13 protein-coding genes are annotated in these 18,147 nt (G+C 73.7%); 6 read left to right on the top strand and 7 right to left on the bottom strand.

Features of this window, described 5'->3' with window-relative positions; translation table 11 throughout:
• Positions 1 to 113: 113 nt before the first annotated feature.
• From ACIDOF_RS02085 to moeZ, 6 genes are all read left to right on the top strand, one after another.
• Positions 114 to 2,174 (top strand): DUF3492 domain-containing protein, encoded by a 2,061-nt coding sequence (locus ACIDOF_RS02085; RefSeq protein WP_409003844.1) that lies wholly within the window; start codon positions 114 to 116, stop codon positions 2,172 to 2,174.
• The gene (locus ACIDOF_RS02080; RefSeq protein WP_409003843.1) at positions 2,171 to 2,356 is read left to right on the top strand and encodes a hypothetical protein; all 186 of its coding nucleotides are present in this window, start codon (positions 2,171 to 2,173) and stop codon (positions 2,354 to 2,356) included. The genes ACIDOF_RS02085 and ACIDOF_RS02080 overlap by 4 nt, the downstream gene beginning before the upstream one ends.
• The gene (locus ACIDOF_RS02075; RefSeq protein ID WP_409003842.1) at positions 2,353 to 3,501 is read left to right on the top strand and encodes a hypothetical protein; all 1,149 of its coding nucleotides are present in this window, start codon (positions 2,353 to 2,355) and stop codon (positions 3,499 to 3,501) included. The genes ACIDOF_RS02080 and ACIDOF_RS02075 overlap by 4 nt, the downstream gene beginning before the upstream one ends.
• A gap of 180 nt (positions 3,502 to 3,681) precedes the next feature.
• Positions 3,682 to 4,638 (top strand): NAD-dependent epimerase/dehydratase family protein, encoded by a 957-nt coding sequence (locus ACIDOF_RS02070; RefSeq protein WP_409003841.1) that lies wholly within the window; start codon positions 3,682 to 3,684, stop codon positions 4,636 to 4,638.
• Positions 4,626 to 5,378 carry a spherulation-specific family 4 protein gene (locus ACIDOF_RS02065; protein WP_409003840.1) on the top strand — a complete coding sequence of 251 codons (753 nt, stop codon included), beginning with the start codon at positions 4,626 to 4,628 and terminating at the stop codon, positions 5,376 to 5,378. The genes ACIDOF_RS02070 and ACIDOF_RS02065 overlap by 13 nt, the downstream gene beginning before the upstream one ends.
• Before the next feature lie 63 nt (positions 5,379 to 5,441).
• Complete coding sequence (gene moeZ, locus ACIDOF_RS02060) at positions 5,442 to 6,620, top strand: adenylyltransferase/sulfurtransferase MoeZ (protein WP_409003839.1); 1,179 nt, start codon at positions 5,442 to 5,444, stop codon at positions 6,618 to 6,620.
• Positions 6,621 to 6,782: 162 nt separating this feature from the next.
• Here the strand turns inward: moeZ and ACIDOF_RS02055 are convergent, their stop codons facing one another.
• From ACIDOF_RS02055 to ACIDOF_RS02025, 7 genes are all read right to left on the bottom strand, one after another.
• Positions 6,783 to 8,288, bottom strand: a complete 1,506-nt coding sequence (locus ACIDOF_RS02055; RefSeq protein WP_409003838.1) for an alpha/beta hydrolase — start codon at positions 8,286 to 8,288, stop codon at positions 6,783 to 6,785.
• Between the two features lie 137 nt (positions 8,289 to 8,425).
• Entirely contained in the window at positions 8,426 to 9,973 is a 1,548-nt protein-coding gene (locus ACIDOF_RS02050) for an alpha/beta hydrolase (protein ID WP_409003837.1), read from the bottom strand.
• A gap of 85 nt (positions 9,974 to 10,058) precedes the next feature.
• Positions 10,059 to 11,606 carry an alpha/beta hydrolase gene (locus ACIDOF_RS02045; protein WP_409003836.1) on the bottom strand — a complete coding sequence of 516 codons (1,548 nt, stop codon included), beginning with the start codon at positions 11,604 to 11,606 and terminating at the stop codon, positions 10,059 to 10,061.
• 228 nt (positions 11,607 to 11,834) lie between these two features.
• Positions 11,835 to 13,826 carry an ABC transporter permease gene (locus tag ACIDOF_RS02040; RefSeq protein WP_409003835.1) on the bottom strand — a complete coding sequence of 664 codons (1,992 nt, stop codon included), beginning with the start codon at positions 13,824 to 13,826 and terminating at the stop codon, positions 11,835 to 11,837.
• A complete protein-coding gene (modA, locus tag ACIDOF_RS02035; RefSeq protein WP_409003834.1) occupies positions 13,823 to 14,629 on the bottom strand; it encodes a molybdate ABC transporter substrate-binding protein in 807 nt (268 codons plus the stop codon). The genes ACIDOF_RS02040 and modA overlap by 4 nt, the downstream gene beginning before the upstream one ends.
• Before the next feature lie 16 nt (positions 14,630 to 14,645).
• Positions 14,646 to 15,038: a molybdopterin-binding protein gene (locus ACIDOF_RS02030; protein ID WP_409003833.1), complete on the bottom strand. Its 393-nt coding sequence runs from the start codon at positions 15,036 to 15,038 to the stop codon at positions 14,646 to 14,648.
• 191 nt (positions 15,039 to 15,229) lie between these two features.
• Positions 15,230 to 18,031, bottom strand: a complete 2,802-nt coding sequence (locus ACIDOF_RS02025; RefSeq protein ID WP_409003832.1) for a YbhN family protein — start codon at positions 18,029 to 18,031, stop codon at positions 15,230 to 15,232.
• Positions 18,032 to 18,147: the final 116 nt, after the last annotated feature.

The raw sequence follows: 18,147 nt of genomic DNA, 5'->3' as shown, positions 1-18,147 counted from the left end.
GTGGCGCGGCGGACGACTGTCCATCGTGTCACCGCCGTCCCCGCGTACGTTCGTCCCGCTGCGGGCCGACCGACCAACGGCGGCCCCCCACAAGGGAGATCGGGGGTGTACTCGTGCGCATCGGACTGCTCACGGAGGGTGGCTACCCGTATGTGACCGGTGAGGCCAGGCTCTGGTGCGACCGGCTCGTGCGCGGGCTCGAGCAGCACGTCTTCGATGTCTTCGCCCTCGCACGCAGCGCGCACCAGGAAGAACAGGGCTGGATCGAACTCCCGCCCCAGGTGCACCGGGTGCGCACCGCGCCGCTCTGGACCGCCGACGACGCCACCGGCCGCGGCCACGCCTGGACGGGCGCGGGCACCGGCTCCGGGTACGGCCGCCGGCAGCGGCGCCGCTTCGCCGAGCACTACGGGGAGCTGGCGGCGGCGATCTGTGCGGGGTCCGTGGGGTCGGTGGGGTCGGCGGGGTCGGCGGGTGAGGCTTCGGTCCTCGCATCCCCGGACTCGTCCTCGCCGTCAGGCTCGTCGGCGGGCTTCTCCTCGGCCTCGGCCGAAGTGGCGGACCGTTTCGCCAACGCGCTCTACGGGCTCGCCGAACTCGCCCGCGACGAGGGCGGACTGGCCGAGGCCCTGCGCTCCGAGACCGCCGTGCGCGCCCTGGAGCGCGCCTGCCGCGCCCCCGGCGCGAGCCGCGTCGCGCACGAGGCCCGCGTCCCCGACCTGCTCACCGTCGCCGCCCTCCTGGAGCAGGCGCTGCGGCCGCTGTCCCTCGACTGGTACGAGGACGAGGAGGGCGGGCTCGGCTCCGTCGACCTCTGCCACGCCACCTCCGGCGGCTGCGCCGCGCTGCCCGGGCTCCTCGCCAAGCACTTCTTCGGGGTGCCGCTGCTCGTCACCGAGTACGGCGTGCAGCTGCGGGCGCACTACCTCGCGGGCGCCGGGGAGCGGGCGGGCGGTCCGGCGCGTGCGCTGATCGCGGCCTTCCACGGGCGCCTGGCCGCCGAGGTGTACCGGCAGGCCGCGCTCATCACGCCCGGCAACACGCACGCCCGCCGCTGGCAGGAACGGTGCGGCGCCGAGCGGGCCAAGCTGCGCACCGTCTACCCGGGCATGGCGGCCGGGCGGTTCGCGGAGGTCGGCGAGGCCGGGGCGGATCTCGCAGACCCGGACACGCTGCTGTGGGTCGGCCGGATCGAGCCCGCCAAGGACCTGGTCGGGCTGCTGCACGCCTTCGCCGAAGTGCGCAAGGAGGAGCCGAAGTCGCGGCTCCGCATCGTCGGCGTACCGGCGCACGGCGAGGAGGGCGAGCGCTACCTCGCGCACTGTCGTGCCCTGGCCGCGCAACTCTTCCCGGACGAGGCGGACGGCGTGCACGCGGTCGGCGACAACCCGGTCTCCTTCGAGGAGTTGGGCTCCCCGGAGGCGCCGGAGCTGGCGGAGGCGTACGGGGCGGGCAGCGTCGTGGTGCTGTCCAGTGTCGTGGAGGGCTTCCCGATCAGCCTCGTCGAGGCCATGTTCTGCGGGCGGGCCACCGTGTCCACGGACACCGGCGCGGTCGTGGAGGTCATCGGCGGTACGGGGCTCGTGGTGCCGCCGCGCAACCCGAAGGCGCTCGCCGACGCGTGCGTGGCGCTGCTGCGCGACCCCGCGCGCCGTGAGCGCCTGGGCGCGGCCGCCCGCGCGCGGGCCCTCGAACTCTTCACCGTGGAGCAGAACATCGCCGCGTTCCATGGCATCTATCTGGAGATCGTCTCGCACTGCCCGGTCCCCAGGGACGTCGTCGACGAGGACGGCGACCCGTTGCCCTTCGCCAACCCCGCCGAGACGCATGTGGCGGGCCGCTGGTCCGGCTCCCCCGGCGCGTACGGCGAGCCCGGCCCCCGCTTCGGCCAGTGGCTCGCCTCCCGCAAGGGGCCCAGGAACGGGCCGAGTTGGGCGGTACGGGAACCCGGCGACGGCGCTACGGAGGACACGTCCCCGGCGCGGCAAGCGGCGGCCGAACCCGGGAGCCTCGGCGAGCCGGAGGCCGTACGCACCGAAGACCCCGAGTGCGCCGAACATCCCGTACGCACCGGACATCCCGTACACACCGGACAGTCCGAGCCCTCCGCCGCGCCCGTGGGGGCAGTGGCGAGCGCGGTGGCCGGTGCGGCGACCGGCGAGGGGGAGTCATGAGCAAGTCCCGTACGGACGTGAGGGACTGGCCCGTTGCTCCGGGGTGCCCCGGGGCGTGGGACCGGCGGTCGGAGCAGGCGCTCGCCGCGGCCCTCCCGGCGCCCCGGACGAGCCGCGAGGCCCGGCCCGCACCTCGCCCCGAGCCGAAGGCCGCCGATGCCACGCGGGAGGAGGAGGCGTGAGCAAGTCCCGTACAGGCGAGGGAGGTTCAGCCGTGGTGGCCGCTGAGGCGCCGGAGAAGCCGGACTCGCCGCGCAGGCCCGCCCGGCGTGGTGCCGTCGACCCCGTCAAGGCGTTGATCCACCGGCACCGGGAGCTGTGCGAGCGGGCCGTCGACCCGCTGGAGATCGCCGCGGGCCTGGAGGCGCACGGCGTGACCGACCGGACCGCCGCGCGCTACCGGCACCGGGACGTGTTCACGCTCGCCGAGGAGATGTACGCCCGCGTGCCGCGCGACGACCGGCCCGCCGCCGTGCGTACCGCACCCGAGGTCCCGCCCGTGGACGCCCCGCCCCGCGCCCACGCCCTGCTCGCGCTGCTGCCTCCGGCCGTCGGCGCCGGGACGGTGGTCGCGTACCAACTGACCGACGGGCAGGCCAAGTCGGCCGCGGTGGCCGTCGGGCTGCTCGCGCTCGGCGTCGCGCTGCGGATCGCGTTGCGCCGGGGGCCGCTGCGGGCGCGCGGGGGGACTGTCGGCGGCACGCGCGCGTGGACCGGGTTTCTGCTCCTGTACGCGCTGTTCGGCGACGGGTTCCTGGAGGCCGCGCTCCGCGGCGGGCCCGACGCGCCCTGGCCGCCGGACACCGCCGCGCTCCTCGGGCTCGCCCTCGCGTACGCGCCCGCGGTCTGGTGTGCCCGGCTCTTCGCCGCCGGCGCGCGGCGGCGGCTCGCGCAGAGCCGGGGCCTGGAGGAGTTCGCCGCCGGGGCGCGCCCGCTGCTGCTGGCCGTCGTCGCCCTGTTCGCCGGGGCCGCCGTCGGCCTGCTCCTCCTCGCCGGACGGCTGCTCGACAGCGCCGAACCGCCGTACGGGGCCGCCCTGTTGGCCGTCCTGCTGCTGCTCGCCCGGCTGCTCACCTCGTACGGCTTCTGCGTCGCCCCCGGCGTCGTGCTCGGCGGGGTGTGCGTGCTCGAAGGGCTCGCCGTGGCCTCCGTGTTCGGGGCGCGGCTGCCGTTCTGCTGGTGGCTGGCGCTGCCCGTCGACGCCGTGGGCGCCGCGGCCGTGCAGGTGCTCGCCTGCGGGGCCGGTGTGCTCGTGCTGCTCGTCGCCGCCGCCCGCCGCCTCACCCGTGCCTCCGCCCACGCGGCCGTGCCGGGAGCGCCCCGGTGAGCCCGGCGCGGACCGGCCCGGCCCCGACCCGCCCCTGCCTGCCCTGACCAGACCGGACCCGACTGTCCCTCGTACCTCCCGCGTGACCGACCCCGCGGGCCTCCACCGTGAGCAACATCCCGAAGGAGAACGCCAGATGACCACCCTCGCTCACCGAGCATCCGTCCCTGGGGGCGCCCGATGAGGGTGTTGCTCCTCGGAGCCAACGGATTCATCGGCCGGTACGTGGCCGACCGGCTGCTCGCCGACCCCGCCGTCCAGCTCACCGCGCTCGGCCGCGGCGACGACGCCGACGTGCGCTTCGACCTCGCCACCGGCAGCCCCGGCGCCCTCGCCCGGTTCCTGGACGCGGTCCACCCCGGCGTCGTCGTGAACTGCGCCGGTGCCACCCGCGGCGGCGCCCGCGAGCTCACCCGGCACAACACCGTGGCCGTCGCCACCGTCTGCGAGGCACTGCGCCGCAGCGGCTGCGGCGCCCGGCTCGTGCAGTTGGGCTGCGCCGCCGAGTACGGGCCGAGCCAGCCCGGCTCGTCCACCGCCGAGGACGCCGCGCCCCGGCCCGGCGGCCCGTACGGCGTGAGCAAGCTGGCCGCGACCGAGCTGGTCCTCGGGTCCGGGCTCGACGCGGTCGTCCTGCGGGTCTTCTCGCCCGCCGGGCCCGGCACCCCGCCCGCGACTCCGCTCGGCCGGCTCGCCGAGGCGATGCGCCGCGCCATGCAGTCCGGCGACGGCGAGCTGAAGCTGGCCGGACTCGGCGTGCAGCGGGACTTCGTCGACGTGCGCGACGTGGCGCGGGCCGTGCACGCCGCGTCCCTGTCGGCGGCGCAGGGCGTCGTCAACATCGGTTCGGGCCGGGCCGTCCGGCTGCGCGACGCGGCCGCCGTGCTCGCCCGGGTCGCCGGCTACGGCGGGGCGCTGCACGAGCTGGACGCCGGGCCCACCGGCCGCCCCGCCATCGGGCACCCGCGGCCCGACCCGGACCACGCGATCCCGGCCGTCTACCCGTACCCGGACGGCTGCGGCAGCTGGCAGCAGGCCGATGTGCGCACCGCGCGCGACCGGCTCGGCTGGCGGCCCCGGATCAACCTCGAAGAGTCACTCGCCGACATCTGGATGGAGGCGGCATGCCGCATCTGATCGACCGGACGGGTCCCGCACACGCCCTCGCCGGAGCCACCATGGGCCTGGGTGTGCCCGGCTACGCGCACCCGCTGCTCGCGCCCGTCGAGTGGGCGGAGCTGAGCCGGCCCGAGACCCCGCTGCACTGGGTCGTCCTGAACGTCGCGAACGGGCCCGGCGACCGCCCCGACCCGCACTGCCTGGAGGCCGCGGGCCGCCTCAGCAACGTGGGCGTACGGGTCCTCGGCCACCTCGACCTGTGCCACGGCACCCGGGACTTCGGCGAGCTGGTCTCCGACGCGCACCGCTACCTCGACTGGTACCGGATCGACGGGTTCCTGCTGCACCGCGCCCCGAGCGAGCGCGCCGCCCTGCCCGAGACGCGGCGGATCGCGGGCACGCTCAGGGCGCTGCTTCCCGAGGCGCACCTGGTGTTCGGGCACGGCACGCACCCGTATCCGGGGTACGCGGAGAGCGCCGACCAGCTGGTGACGTTCTCCGGGCCGTGGTCGGAGTACCGCTGGTCGCAGGTGGCCGAGTGGACCGCCGACTATCCGCCCGAGCGGTTCTGCCACCTGGTGCACGGCGTGCCCGGCGGCCACCTGGAGGAGGCGCTGCGGGTGGCCCGCTGGCAGGGCGCGGGCACGATCTGGTTCACGGACCGCACCGACCGGCACGGCACGGTGGATCCTTTCGGGGCATTGCCCGGCTACTGGGACGAAATCGTCTCGCGTATCGGACGCAGTGTCTCGGAATGAAGAGGGGTGTGGCAGCGTTACGGAGGAACAACTGTTCCGCATTAACCGATCTACGGAGTTCCCGTGTCGCTGCCACCCCTGGTCGAGCCAGCTGCTGAGCTCACCGTCGACGAGGTCCGCAGGTACTCCCGCCACCTGATCATCCCGGACGTCGGGATGGACGGGCAGAAGCGGCTGAAGAACGCCAAGGTGCTCTGTGTGGGCGCCGGCGGCCTGGGTTCGCCCGCGCTGATGTACCTGGCCGCGGCCGGCGTCGGCACCCTCGGCATCGTGGAGTTCGACGAGGTCGACGAGTCGAACCTGCAGCGCCAGATCATCCACAGCCAGGCGGACATCGGCCGCTCGAAGGCGGAGTCCGCGAAGGACACGGTCCTCGGCATCAACCCGTACGTGACGGTGAACCTCCACGAGGAGCGGCTCGAGGCCGACAACGTGATGGAGCTGTTCGCCCAGTACGACCTGATCGTCGACGGCACCGACAACTTCGCCACGCGCTACCTGGTCAACGACGCGTGCGTGCTCCTCAACAAGCCGTACGTCTGGGGCTCGATCTACCGCTTCGACGGCCAGGCCTCCGTGTTCTGGTCCGAGCACGGCCCCTGCTACCGCTGCCTCTACCCGGAGCCCCCGCCGCCCGGCATGGTTCCGTCCTGCGCCGAGGGCGGCGTGCTCGGCGTGCTCTGCGCGTCGATCGGCTCCATCCAGGTCAACGAGGCCATCAAGCTGCTCGCCGGCATCGGCGACCCGCTGGTCGGCCGCCTGATGATCTACGACGCCCTGGAGGTGCAGTACCGCCAGGTGAAGGTCCGCAAGGACCCGAACTGCGCGGTCTGCGGCGAGAACCCGACGGTCACCGAGCTCATCGACTACGAGGCGTTCTGCGGCGTCGTCTCCGAGGAGGCCCAGGAGGCCGCGCTCGGCTCCACGATCACTCCGAAGCAGCTCAAGGAGTGGATCGACGCGGACGAGAAGATCGAGATCATCGACGTCCGCGAGCAGAACGAGTACGAGATCGTCTCGATCCCGGGCGCCAAGCTGATCCCCAAGAACGAGTTCCTGATGGGCAACGCCCTCCAGGACCTCCCGCAGGACAAGAAGATCGTCTTGCATTGCAAGACGGGTGTCCGCAGTGCGGAAGTCCTCGCGGTCCTGAAGTCCGCGGGCTTCGCCGACGCCGTGCACGTGGGCGGCGGCGTGATCGGCTGGGTCAACCAGATCGAGCCGAGCAAGCCGGTGTACTAGGCCGGAACTCAGGTCGTCCGACGGCGCACCGTCGGCTCGGGCACCGTAGTCGCCCTGCGGGCTCGTCCTCAAGCGCCGGACAGGCCGGATCGTGGGCCCGGCCCCAGAGAACTGGGGCCGGGCCCACGCCTTTCCGCAGGAAGACCGGGGCCGGGCCCGGGCCTATGCGCAGGTCTTGCCGTCCGCCGGGACCTTCCCGTCCAGCAGGTACGCGTCCACCGTGCGCGTCGCGCAGTCGTTCACGCCGTACGTGCCGTGGCCCTCGCCCCGCACCGTGAGCGTCACGCCGACGCCCTCGCCGAGCGCCTTCGACATCCGCTCCGCGCCCTCGACGGGCGTCGCCGGGTCGCCGGTGTTGCCGATGACGAGCATCGGGGCCGCGCCCTTCGCGCCGACCTCCGGCGTCGCGCGCTCGCCGGTCGCCGGCCAGCCGTTGCAGCTCGGCAGGCCCCACGCCAGCATCTCGCCGAAGACCGGCGACTCCTTCTCGTACACCGGCAGGTGCTTCTTCACGTCGGCGAGGGTGAAGCGTTCGCTGGAGTCGGCGCAGCGGATCGCGGCGCCGGCCGCCTGCTGGTTGCCGTAACGGCCCTGCGGGTCACGGGAGTTGTAGACGTCGGCGAGCAGCAGCAGCGTGTCGCCCGTGCCGGACCTTGCCTCCTGAAGGGCCTTGGAGAGGTACGGCCAGGTCTCCTCGCTGTAGAGCGCGGAGGCGACGCCGGTGAGGGCGAGGTTCCGGGTCACCTCGCGGCCGCTCGCCGTCGACAGCGGCTGCGTGTCGAGGCCTTCGAGGAGCCCGGCGAGCTCCTGGGTGCCGCGCTCCGGGTCCTCGCCGGCCGACTCCAGGTAGCTCTCCAGGGCGTGCTGGAAGCCCTTCGTCTGGGCGACGGCGTTCTCCACGGTGCCCTTCGTCGGGTCGACGACCGCGTCGAGCACGGCCCGGCCGACGTTCTCCGGGAACAAGTGGGCGTAGACGCCGCCGAGTTCGGTGCCGTACGAGATGCCGAAGTAGTGCAGCTTGTCGTCGCCGAGGACCTGGCGCATCAGGTCCATGTCGCGGGCCGTCTCCTCGGTGGTGAGGTGCGGCAGGAGCTTGCCGGAGTTCTCCTCGCAGGCCTGCACGTAGGCGCGCTGCTCGGCGAGGAAGCGCTTCTCCTCGGCCGCGGTGTCCGGGAGGCCCTCCTTCGCGGCGGTCACCTCGTCCATCTCACGGTCGTCCACACAGTGGACGGTGGCGCTCTCGCCGACGCCGCGCGGGTCGAAACTCACCAGGTCGTAGCGGGAGTTGAGCTTCTCGTAGTCCGCCGCGGCCAGCGGCAGCGTGGCGACGCCCGAGCCGCCGGGGCCGCCGAAGTTGTAGAGCAGGGAGCCGATGCGCTTGTCCTTGTCGGTGGCCTGCTTGCGGATCAGCGCCACGTCGATGGTCTCGCCGTCCGGCTCGGCGTGGTCGAGGGGCGCCTTCATCGTGGCGCACTCCCAGCCCTTGCCGGGCGCCGTGCCGCCGCCGCCCTGGGCCGTGGTCGGCGCCTCGCAGGCCGACCAGTCGAGCCGCTGCCCGGCGAGCCCCTCGGGCCGGGGCTCGTCCTTCGGGCCCGTACCGCAGCCCGCGACGGCGACGAGGGCGAGCGCGCCCGCCGCGAGGGCGGCGGCGCGTATGTGCGTGGACATCTCTGGTGACAACTCCCTTGGTGCGAGCCGGTCTTGCCGTGCTCAGGACGCTGATGGCGGGTGCCTGATGGCGGGTGCCTGGTGACGGGTGCCTGGTGGCGGGTGCCTGGTGGTGGTGGGGCGGGGTGGGGCGGGGGTTACGAGCAGGTCCTGCCGTGCTCCGGGACCTTCCCGTCGAGCAGGTAGCCGTCCACCGTCGACGTGACGCAGCGGCTGCCGCCCCCGTACGCCGTGTGCCGTTCGCCGCGGTAGGTGAGCTGGACGCCGACGCCGGGCCCGAGTTCCTCGACCATGCGCTCGGCGCCCTCGATCGGGGTCGCCGAGTCGCCGGTGGTGCCGACGACCAGGATCGGGTCGGCGCCCGGCGCGCTCACCTCCGGGGTGTCGTGCGCGCCCGGCACCGGCCAGTCGTGGCACCAGCCCGCCGTGTCCCAGCCGAGGAACTCACCGAAGACGGGGGAGATCCGGCGGAACTCCGGCAGTACGGCCCTGGCCTCGCGGGCCGTCGGCCGCTTCTTGGCGTCGGCGCAGGAGATGGCCCGCTGGGCGTGGCTCTGGGTGCCGTAACTCCCGGACGGGTCACGGTCGTTGTACTGGTCCGCGAGCGACAGCAGCTTGCCGCCCCGTCCGGCCCGCGCGTCGTCCAGGGCCGCGGTGAGCGAGGGCCAGGACAGCTCGCTGTAGAGGGAGGCGAGGATGCCGGTCAGGGCGTGGCCCTCGGTCAGCTTCCGGCCGCCGCCGGCGGGCAGCGGGCGGGCGTCGACGCGCTTCAGGAGCGCCACGAGGTCGCGGGTGCCCTGCTTCGGGTCGGCGCCGGTGGACTTCAGGTAGTTCTCCAGGGCCCGCTGGAACCCGGTCGTCTGGTTCTTGGCGTGGCCCACGGTGTCGGCGCTCGGGTCGACGACCCCGTCGAGCACGATCCGGCCGACCTTCTCCGGGAACAAGTGGGCGTAGACGCCGCCGAGTTCGGTGCCGTACGAGAAGCCGAAGTAGTGCAGTTTCTCGTCGCCCAGGACCTGGCGCATCAGGTCCATGTCGCGGGCCGCGTCGGACGTGCCGATGTGCGCGAGGAGGCCGGCGGAGCGGCGGGCGCAGCCCTTCCCGAAGTCCGCGGCGTCCGCGAAGTACGCCCGTTCCTCGGCGGCCGTGTCCGGCGTCAGGTCGACCTCTGCGGCCGCCGACTCCAGCTCCGCGTCCGAACGGCACCGCACACCCGAGCTGGCGGCGACCCCGCGCGGGTCGAAACTCACCAGGTCGTACCGGGAGTTGAGGTTCTCGAACGCCGACGCCGAGGCCGGCAGCCCGGCCACGCCCGACCCGCCGGGCCCGCCGAAGTTGAAGAGCAGCGAGCCGATGCGCTTGTCCTTGTCGGTGGCCTGCTTGCGGATCAGGGCCACGTCGAGGGTCCTGCCGCCCGGCTCGGCGTGGTCGAGCGGCGCCTTCATCGTGGCGCACTCCCAGCCCTCGCCGGGCGCCCCGGCGTCGGTCGGCTCGCAGCGCCCCCAGTCGAGCCGCTGCCCGGTCAGGGCGGCGGGCAGCTCGGGCGTCGGCTTCTTCTCCGTACGGCCCAGGGAGTGCCCGCTCCGCTCCGGCGCCTTCGGCGCCTCGCCGCACCCGGAGAGGAGCAGACCCCCGAGGAGCAGGGATATGAGCGCTGATCTGGACGAAGACCGCATGGGCGGCATGGGCGGCTTCCCCTCGAAAACGTATTCCCCCCCTGGGAAAACGTCCCGTAATAGTAGAGGCGTCGGATTCCGGGCCGGGTGCGGCCTACTCCGGGCAGACCGTGCCCGACTTCGGGGCCTTCCCGTCGAGCAGATAGCCGTCGACGGCCCGCCGCACGCACCGGTCGCCGCTGTCGTACGCCCCGTGCCCCTGCCCCTTGTACGTGACCTCCACGCCGACGCCCGGGCCGAGCGCCTCGACCATCTTGCGGGTGCCCTCGTACGGCGTCGCCGGGTCGCCGGTGTTGCCGACGACCACGATCGGGGCCGAGCCCTTCGCGCTCACGTCCGGGTGGTCGGCGGCGCCCGGAACCGCCCAGCCCGTGCAGCCGACCATGCCCCAGGCCAGGAAGTCCCCGAACAGCGGGGCCGCCTTGCGGAACTCGGGGAGCTTCGCCTTCACGTCGGCGAGGGTGTAACGGGCCTTGTCGTCGGCGCAGTTGATGGCGATGTTGGCGGCGCCGATGTTGCTGTACGTGCCGTCGGGGCTGCGGCCGTTCATCGAGTCGGAGAGCGCCATGAGGACCTTGCCGTCCCCGTCGTACGCCTGCTCCAGGCCCTCCGTCAGGTACTCCCAGAAGTCCTTCGAGTACAGCGCCTGCGCGATGCCGTTGGTCGCGGCGGTCTGGGTCAGCTTGCGCGGGCCGAGGCCGGGCAGCGGGTCGCTGTCCAGGTCCTTCAGGAGCGTGGCGATCCGGTTCTGCACGTCCTCGGGGGTGTCGCCGACGGGACAGTCCTCCACCTTCGACGTGCAGTCCTTCGCATAGTTCTCCAAGGCCAGCTGGAACCCCTTGGCCTGGCCGAGCGAGCCCTGCTCGGCGTTCTGCGTGGGGTCGACCACCGCGTCGAACACGGCCCGGCCGACCTTCTTCGGGAACAAGTGGGCGTAGACGCCGCCGAGTTCGGTGCCGTACGAGATGCCGAAGTAGTGCAGTTTCTCGTCGCCGAGGACCTGGCGCATCAGGTCCATGTCGCGGGCCGCGTCCGTCGTCGCCACGTGCGGCAGCACCTCGCCGGACTTCTCGTCGCAGTCCCGGTTGAAGCCCTTCACCTCGGCGAGGTAGCTCTTCTCCTCCGCCGCGTCGTCCGGTGAGGAGTCCTGCTGGTAGTACGCGTCCAGCTGCTTGTCCGTACGGCAGGTCACCGGGGCGCTGCGGCCGACGCCGCGCGGGTCGAAGCTGACCAGGTCGTAGCGGGTACGGAGCTTCGCGTACTCCTCGCCGAACGCGGGCAGCGTCGTGACGCCCGAGCCGCCGGGCCCGCCGAAGTTGAAGATCAGCGAGCCGATGCGCTTGTCGTCCTTCCCGGAGGACTCGGCGCGGATCAGCGCGAGGTCGATGGTCTCGCCGTCCGGGTCGTCCCAGTCCAGCGGGGCCTTCATCGTGGCGCACTGCCAGTCGGCGCCGCCGGGCAGCGGGGTGGGGGAGTCGCCGCCGCCCTGCTCGGCCGACGGCGCCGGACACTCCTTCCAGGACAACTCCTGCGCCGCCAGATCCCCGTCCCCCTCCCCGTCCCCGCACCCAGCGGCGAGCGCGAGGGTCAGCAGAGCTACGGAGAGGGCGGCGGCACGCGTACGACCAGGGCGGTTCGACATGCCACCCATCCTGCGGGGGGACGTGGCGGGGCGCGCGCCAAAGGGCCCCGATAGGGGCGCGGGGCTGTGACATTTGCGGCTTCGCAGCGGGGCGCGCCCGGCCACGACGGCGCCGCAGGCTTCAGGGAAGGGGAGGGGCAGAGCATGAAGCCCGTCCGGCGCTTGAGGACGAGCGCGCCGGCGCGACGGACGGTGCGCGGGCCGACGGCGCGGGACCGTCGAGGGGACCTACAGGGCCACCACCGTGATCTCCGTAGCCTTCACGCTGACCCACACCCGGGCCCCCTCCCCGAGCCCCAGTTCCGCCGCCGCCCCGGCCGTCACCTCGGCGACCACCTCCGGGGCGCCGGAGACGAGGACCCGCAACCGGCCGCCGTGCGCGGTCAGTTCCCGTACCGTGCCCTCCCACACGTTGCGCGGGCTGCCCGACGGCCGCTCCCGGTGCAGGGACACCGCCTCCGGCGCGACCACCGCGAGCGCGGCCGTGCCCTCGGCGGGCGCGGGGGAGTCGTCGTCCGGTCCGGCGAGCACGAGCCGGGCCCCGTCGGCCAGTTCGAGCCCGCCCCCGCGCACCGTCCCCGGCCACGCGTTGCGGCCCAGCATCCGCGCCACCCACGGCGACCGCGGATGCCGTGCGACCTCGGCGGGCTCCGCGTACTGCACCGGAAGCCCGTCCTCGAGGACGAGTACGCGGTCGGCGAGGGACACCGCCTCGACCGGGTCGTGCGTGACGATCAGGCACACCCCGGGGAAGTCCGACAGATGCGAGCGCAGCGCGTGCCGCACCCGGGCCCGGGTCGTCTGGTCGAGCGCGGCGAGCGGCTCGTCCAGCAGCAGCAGCCGCGGTCGCGCCGCCAACGCCCGGGCCAGCGCCACCCGCTGGGCCTGCCCGCCGGACAGCTGCCCCGGCCTGCGGTGCGCGAGCCGGCCGACGCCGAGCCGGTCCAGCCACTCCTGCGCCGCCACGCGCGCGTGCCGCTTGTCGACGCCCTGGGCGCGCAGCCCGTACGCCGTGTTGGACAGCGCCGTCAGATGCGGGAACAGCGCCCCGTCCTGCGGCACCCACGCGATCCCGCGCCGGTGCACCGGCAGGCCGCCCACGTCCGTCCCGCCGAGCCGCAGGCTCTCCGCCCACGCGCGCGGGGTGAGGCCGAGCAGCGCCCGCAGCAGTGTCGTCTTCCCCGCGCCGTTCGGCCCGACCACGGCGACGGTCGTGCCGGGCGGGGCGTCGAGCCGTACGCGCGTGAAACCGGCCACCTCGGCGTCCAACGGCCAGGTCTCGTCCGGCAGTTCCGCGGCCATCGGCGGGCCGGTCCGCTCCCCTTCGCCTCCGGCCGCCTCTTTGGGCTCCGCGTCCGCGATGCTCTTACGCGTACGAGCCCGCGTACCGGAATCCGTACCGGAATCCGTACCGGACCCCGCGCCCAGCCAGCGCCCTCGCAGCGCGACCAGCACCGCCGTCGCGACCACGAGCAGCAGCAGGGAGACCGCGACGGCGCCGTCCGGGTCGTTCTGCAGCAGCAGGTAGACCTGCAGCGGCAGGGTCTGCGTCGTGCCCGGCAGGTTCCCCGCGAACGTGATCGTCGCCCCGAACTCGCCGAGCGCCCGCGCCCAGCACAGCGCCGCGCCCGCGACCAGGCCCGGCGCGACCATCGGCACGGTCACCGTGAGGAACGTCCGCAGCGGCGTCGCGCCGAGCGACAGCGCCGTCTCCTCGTACCGCCGGTGCAGGCCCCCGAGGGCGCCCTCCAGGCTGATGACCAGGAACGGCATCGACACGAACGCCGCCGCCACCACCGCCCCGGCCGTCGAGAACGGCAGCGTCACGCCGAGCCCGTCGAGCCACGGCCCGAGCAGCCCGCGCCGCCCGTACCCCTCCAGGAGCGCCACGCCCGCGACCGTCGGCGGCAGCACCATCGGCAGCATCACCAGGCACCGCACCAGCGCCTTGCCCGGGAACTCCACGCGCGCGAGCAGCCACGCCAGCGGCACCCCGAGGAGCAGCGAGAGCAGCAGCGCCCACCCCGACACCACGAGCGAGAGGCCGAGCGCCTCGGTCACCGCGGGCGAGCCGAGCCGGCCCGGCAGCGTCCGCCACGGTGCCCCCGCGAGCACGCCCGCGAGCGGCAGCAGCAGGAACACCACCGCGACGACGCCGGGCAGCGCGAGCGCCCACGGCACGCGTCCGCGCAGCGCTGAGGTCCTGACGGGCGCGGTCACGGCTTCTGGAACCCCGCGTCCCGCAGCAGCTTCTGCGCCTTCGGGGACGCCAGCCACTTCACGAACTCCCCGGCGGCGTCCGCGTGTTCGGCGTCCTCCAGGACGGCCGCCGGGTACGAGGCGACGGCGTTCTGCCGGTCCGGCACGGTCACGGTGCCGACCTTGCCGCGGGCGGCCGCGGCGTCCGTGACGTACACGAGCCCCGCGTCCGCCTCGCCCAGCTCCACCTTGCTCAGCACGGCGCGCACGTTCGGCTCCTGCGACACCGCGCGCACCCGCACGCCCTCGTCGTCGAGCACCTGCTCGCTGTACCGGCCGACCGGCACCTCCGGCGCGGCCAGGACCACCTTCAGGTCCTCGCGCCCGAGGTCGTCGAGGCCCGCGACCTTCTTCGGGTTGCCCTTGGCCGTGGCGATGGTGAGGCGGTTCTTCGCGATCACGGTGGGCTCGCCGACCTCCGCGTCCAGCCCGTCCATCGTCTTCGTGTCGGCCGTCACGAGCGCGTCCGCGGGCACCCCTTGCCGCACCTGCGCGGCCAGCTCCTGCGAGCCCGCGAACGAGAACTCGACCTTCGTACCCGGATGTTCCTTCTCGTACGCGGCCCCCGCGGCCTCGAAGACATCGGTCAGGGACGACGCGGCGAGCACGGTCACCGTCGTCCCGCTTCCGCTCCCGCCGTCGCTGCCGTCGCTGCCGTTGTCCGTCGCGCCGGAGCCGCAGGCCGCGAGCGGCGCGAGCACCGCGGCGGCGAGCACGCCTCGGGAGACGGTCCCCAGGCGGGGGAAGGTGGGCCTGCTGCGCATGGGAGAACCCCGTTCGTCACGCACGGTCGATGTGGACGTTGGTCGACTTCACGCGGGCCACCGCCTCCATCCCGACCTCCAGGCCGAGCTCCTCGACGGCCTCGCGGGTCAGCAGGGAGACGAGCCGGTGCGGCCCGGCCTGGATCTCGACCTGCGCGGCGACGTCGCCGAGCTTCACGGCCGTGATGATCCCGGGAAACGCGTTCCGCGCGGTCGTGTACGCCTCCTCGGCGTCCTCGGACTGTCGGCCGAGCTCCACGGCGAACGCGGCGAGGTCGGCCCCGTCGACGAGTCGCCTGCCCCCTTCGTCCCGCCGGGTCGGCATCCGCCCGGCGTCGGCCCAGCGCCGCACGGTGTCCGTGCTGACGCCGAGCAGACGGGCCGCCTGCTGAGTGGTGTAGGACCGCATGTGCGGCAATGTAGGCAGGGTCGGGTCGCAGGTGCAAGGAAGATCGGGCGATGCTCCCAGCAGGTGCGGTTCGCTATGTAGGAACCTTCAAGGGGCTCAGGCTCCGCCCGCGGCGGCCCCGGCCGTGGTGGCTCCGCCCGTGGCGGCCCGGCCGTGATGGCTCTGCCCGCGGCGGCCCCGCCCGCGGTGCCTCAGAGCGCGCCCTTGCGTGTCAGATGGTTGAAGCACAGCCACCCCGGCAGCACCGGCAGCCACAGCGTGAGCAGCCGGTACAGCAGCACCGCAGGCGCCGCGACCTCCTTCGGCAAGCCGATCGCCACCAGGCCGAACGTCAGCGTCGCCTCGACCGCGCCCACACCGCCCGGCGTCGGGGCGGCCGAGCCGAGCGCGTTGCCCGCGAGGAAGACCACGGCCACGCTGGCGAGGCTCAGCGACACCGTCTCGTCGTTGGAGAAGGCCCGTACCGACGCGTCCAGGCAGAGCACGAACATCGCGGTGAGGAGCAGCATGCCGCCGATGCCGGTGAGCAGCTTCTGCGGGCGCTGCAGTACGTCGAGCATGCGCGGCACGACGCCCGCGAACAGCGACCGCAGCCGCGTCGCCACGAACTGCCGCAGGAACGGGATCGCCGTGACCACCAGCACCAGCACCGCGACGGTCAGCAGTCCGGCGATGACGGTCCGGGACGGCGTCAGCTCCGGGGTCTTCTCCGTACCCGTCAGGTAGCCCATCGTCAGCAGCAGCAGGATGTGCGAGCCCAGGCCGAACAGCTGCGAGGCGCCGACCGACGCCACCGCGAGCCCGGAGCGCACCCCGGCACGCTGCAGGAACCGGGTGTTCAGGGCGACGCCGCCGACCGCCGCGGGCGCCACGATCTTCACGAACGAACCGGCGACCTGCGCCGCCACCGTCCGCAGGAACGGCACCCGCTCCGGCACGAAGCCGAGCAGCGCCATCGCCGCCGCCACATAGCTGAGCGCCGAGAACGCCACCGCGGCGAGCACCCAGCCCCAGTTCGCCTCCTCGAAGAGCTTCGCGAAGTCGATGCCGGTGAGCTGCGAGAGCAGGAAGTACGCGCCGATCGCGCCGGCGAGGAAGCTGATCAGGGTGCGCGGCTTGATCCGCTCCAGCTGCGCGGGCTCCACCGGCGCCTGCGGCCTGATCTTCAGCACCTGGTGCCGGATCTGGGTGAGCAGGTCCTCCTCGCGGGCCACTTCGAGCGCCTCGTCCAGGGCCCGCTTCTCCGCCTGCTTCTGGTCCTTCGCCGCCTTGCGGTCCGACGCGGCCGTCTCGGCGCCGCCCGCCTCACGGCCGTGCCGGGTCTTGCGGGACGCCTCCAGGACCGCCTCGCGCTCGCGCTGCGACCGCTCGCGGCCCAGCTTGCGCAGCGTCGCGCGCGTGGACCGGGTCAGCGCGATCGGCTGCAGCAGCGGCAGACAGTCCGCGACCGCGTCCGGGCCGAGCACGTCGACCGCCGCGGCCACCGCGCGCTCGGCGCCGGTGCGCAGGCCGAACGTGGTGAGCAGCTGCGCGATGTCCATCCGCAGGACCAGGTCGCCGGCCGCGATCTCGCCGCCGCGCAGGTCCGTGATGATCACCGTGCCGGAACGATCCACCAGGATCGCGTCGCCCGCGAGGCGCCGGTGCGCGATCCGCCGCGACTGCAGCGCCTTCACCTGCAGCCAGGTGTCCCGCATCAGCTCGTCGGTGATCTCGTCGTCCGACAGCGCGTCCAGGGAGTGCCCGCCCAGGTGCTCGTACACGAGCATCACCGCGTCCGGGCCGAGCTCCGACGTGGCGATCAGCTTCGGGGCGTTGGCGCCCGCCGCGATCGCCGCGTACGACAGCAGCGCCTCCTGCTCCAGCGCCTGGCGCAGCGACTGCAGGCTGCGCCGGGTCGTGATGCCGCGCAGCGTGAGCCGGCGCCACACGCGGTAGAAGAAGCCCTGCGCCTGCTGCTCCCGGTCGACGACCGTGACGTCGAGCGGCGGCCCGTCCTCGAGCGTGACGAAGTACCTCCGCCCGCGGTCGCCGCCGTCCGCCTCCGGGGCATCCTCCGCCCGCGCGCAGCTGACCGGCCGGAACCCCACGTGCCGCAGGCCGACGAGCAGGGTCTGCCCGGTGGGCCTGACGTTCGGCGAGCCGACCGCGTACAGCGTCCCGTACGCGACGGTCCAGCCGATCAGGACGGTCAGGATGATCGAGAACGGGGTGGTGAACCCGGCGACGAGCATCGACAGCGCGTCGAGCAGCAGCACCGTCCACAGCACGACCCGCCAGCGCGGTCTGCGGGACATCCCGACCGCCGTCATGTACGCGATGACCGGCGCGAGGTAGCCGTGCACCGGGTCGGTGAGCGCCCCCGGGTCCTCCACCAGCGGCCGGGTCAGCGCGTCCTGGATCGACTCGGGCGCCGCCTTCGCCACCCACAGATCCGTGGCGAGCGTCACCCCGTGCGCCAGCACGGCGGCCAGCACACCGTCCGCGATCCGCAGCCCGTCCCGCTTGATCAGCCGCTCGATCGCGAACGCCACCGGTACGAGCAGCACCGCGATGGACGCGCTCAGGCCGGCGAACTTGATCAGCAGGTCGGGTGCCTGGTCGGTGCCCTTGTTGATGTCCTGCTCAAGGCCGGACGTCGTGCCGTGCGCGAACGCCGCGATGGACAGCACGAGCACGATCGCCAGGATCCCGCTCAGCACCCGCATGAGGTCCGACGGCCGGTGCACGCGCGCGGGCAGCAGCGGTTCGTCGCCCTCGACCTCGCCGCCCGGGCCGGTGGCCGTGGAGGCGGTGGCACCGTGCGGCTTCGGCCCCGGGACGGGGTGCTTCGCGTCCGCTTCGTGCACGGTCTCGTGCTCGGTCTCGTGCTCGGTCCGGCGGGCGGCGTCCCGGCCCGTTTCGTGTGCGGTGTCCCGGTCCGTCTCGCGCGGGCCGTCGGTCTCCGGGCGCGACGGCGTGTCAGGGGTGCGCTCGTCCTTGGGGGGCTGCACTCCCTGATCCTTCTCCGTCTCGTTGTGCTCGCGTATCACCTGTCACCGCCCGCACGATGGTGGCACGAGCCGCTGACAACAGCGGGCATCAGGGTGCATTCAGTCGTCGAACTGTG

The organism is Streptomyces sp. Da 82-17, from assembly GCF_046098215.1.
GTDB lineage: Bacteria > Actinomycetota > Actinomycetes > Streptomycetales > Streptomycetaceae > Streptomyces.
This window is presented reverse-complemented; position numbering and strand designations above follow the sequence as displayed.

Bases quoted from the DNA above. Each gene is read 5' to 3' on its own strand.
- ACIDOF_RS02050 (WP_409003837.1), bottom strand. From the start codon at position 9,973: ATGCCGCCCATGCGGTCTTCGTCCAGATCAGCGCTCATATCCCTGCTC.
- ACIDOF_RS02045 (WP_409003836.1), bottom strand. From the start codon at position 11,606: ATGTCGAACCGCCCTGGTCGTACGCGTGCCGCCGCCCTCTCCGTAGCT.
- modA (WP_409003834.1), bottom strand. From the start codon at position 14,629: ATGCGCAGCAGGCCCACCTTCCCCCGCCTGGGGACCGTCTCCCGAGGC.
- ACIDOF_RS02030 (WP_409003833.1), bottom strand. From the start codon at position 15,038: ATGCGGTCCTACACCACTCAGCAGGCGGCCCGTCTGCTCGGCGTCAGC.
- ACIDOF_RS02070 (WP_409003841.1), top strand. From the start codon at position 3,682: ATGAGGGTGTTGCTCCTCGGAGCCAACGGATTCATCGGCCGGTACGTG.
- ACIDOF_RS02080 (WP_409003843.1), top strand. From the start codon at position 2,171: ATGAGCAAGTCCCGTACGGACGTGAGGGACTGGCCCGTTGCTCCGGGG.
- ACIDOF_RS02065 (WP_409003840.1), top strand. From the start codon at position 4,626: ATGCCGCATCTGATCGACCGGACGGGTCCCGCACACGCCCTCGCCGGA.
- ACIDOF_RS02055 (WP_409003838.1), bottom strand. From the start codon at position 8,288: ATGTCCACGCACATACGCGCCGCCGCCCTCGCGGCGGGCGCGCTCGCC.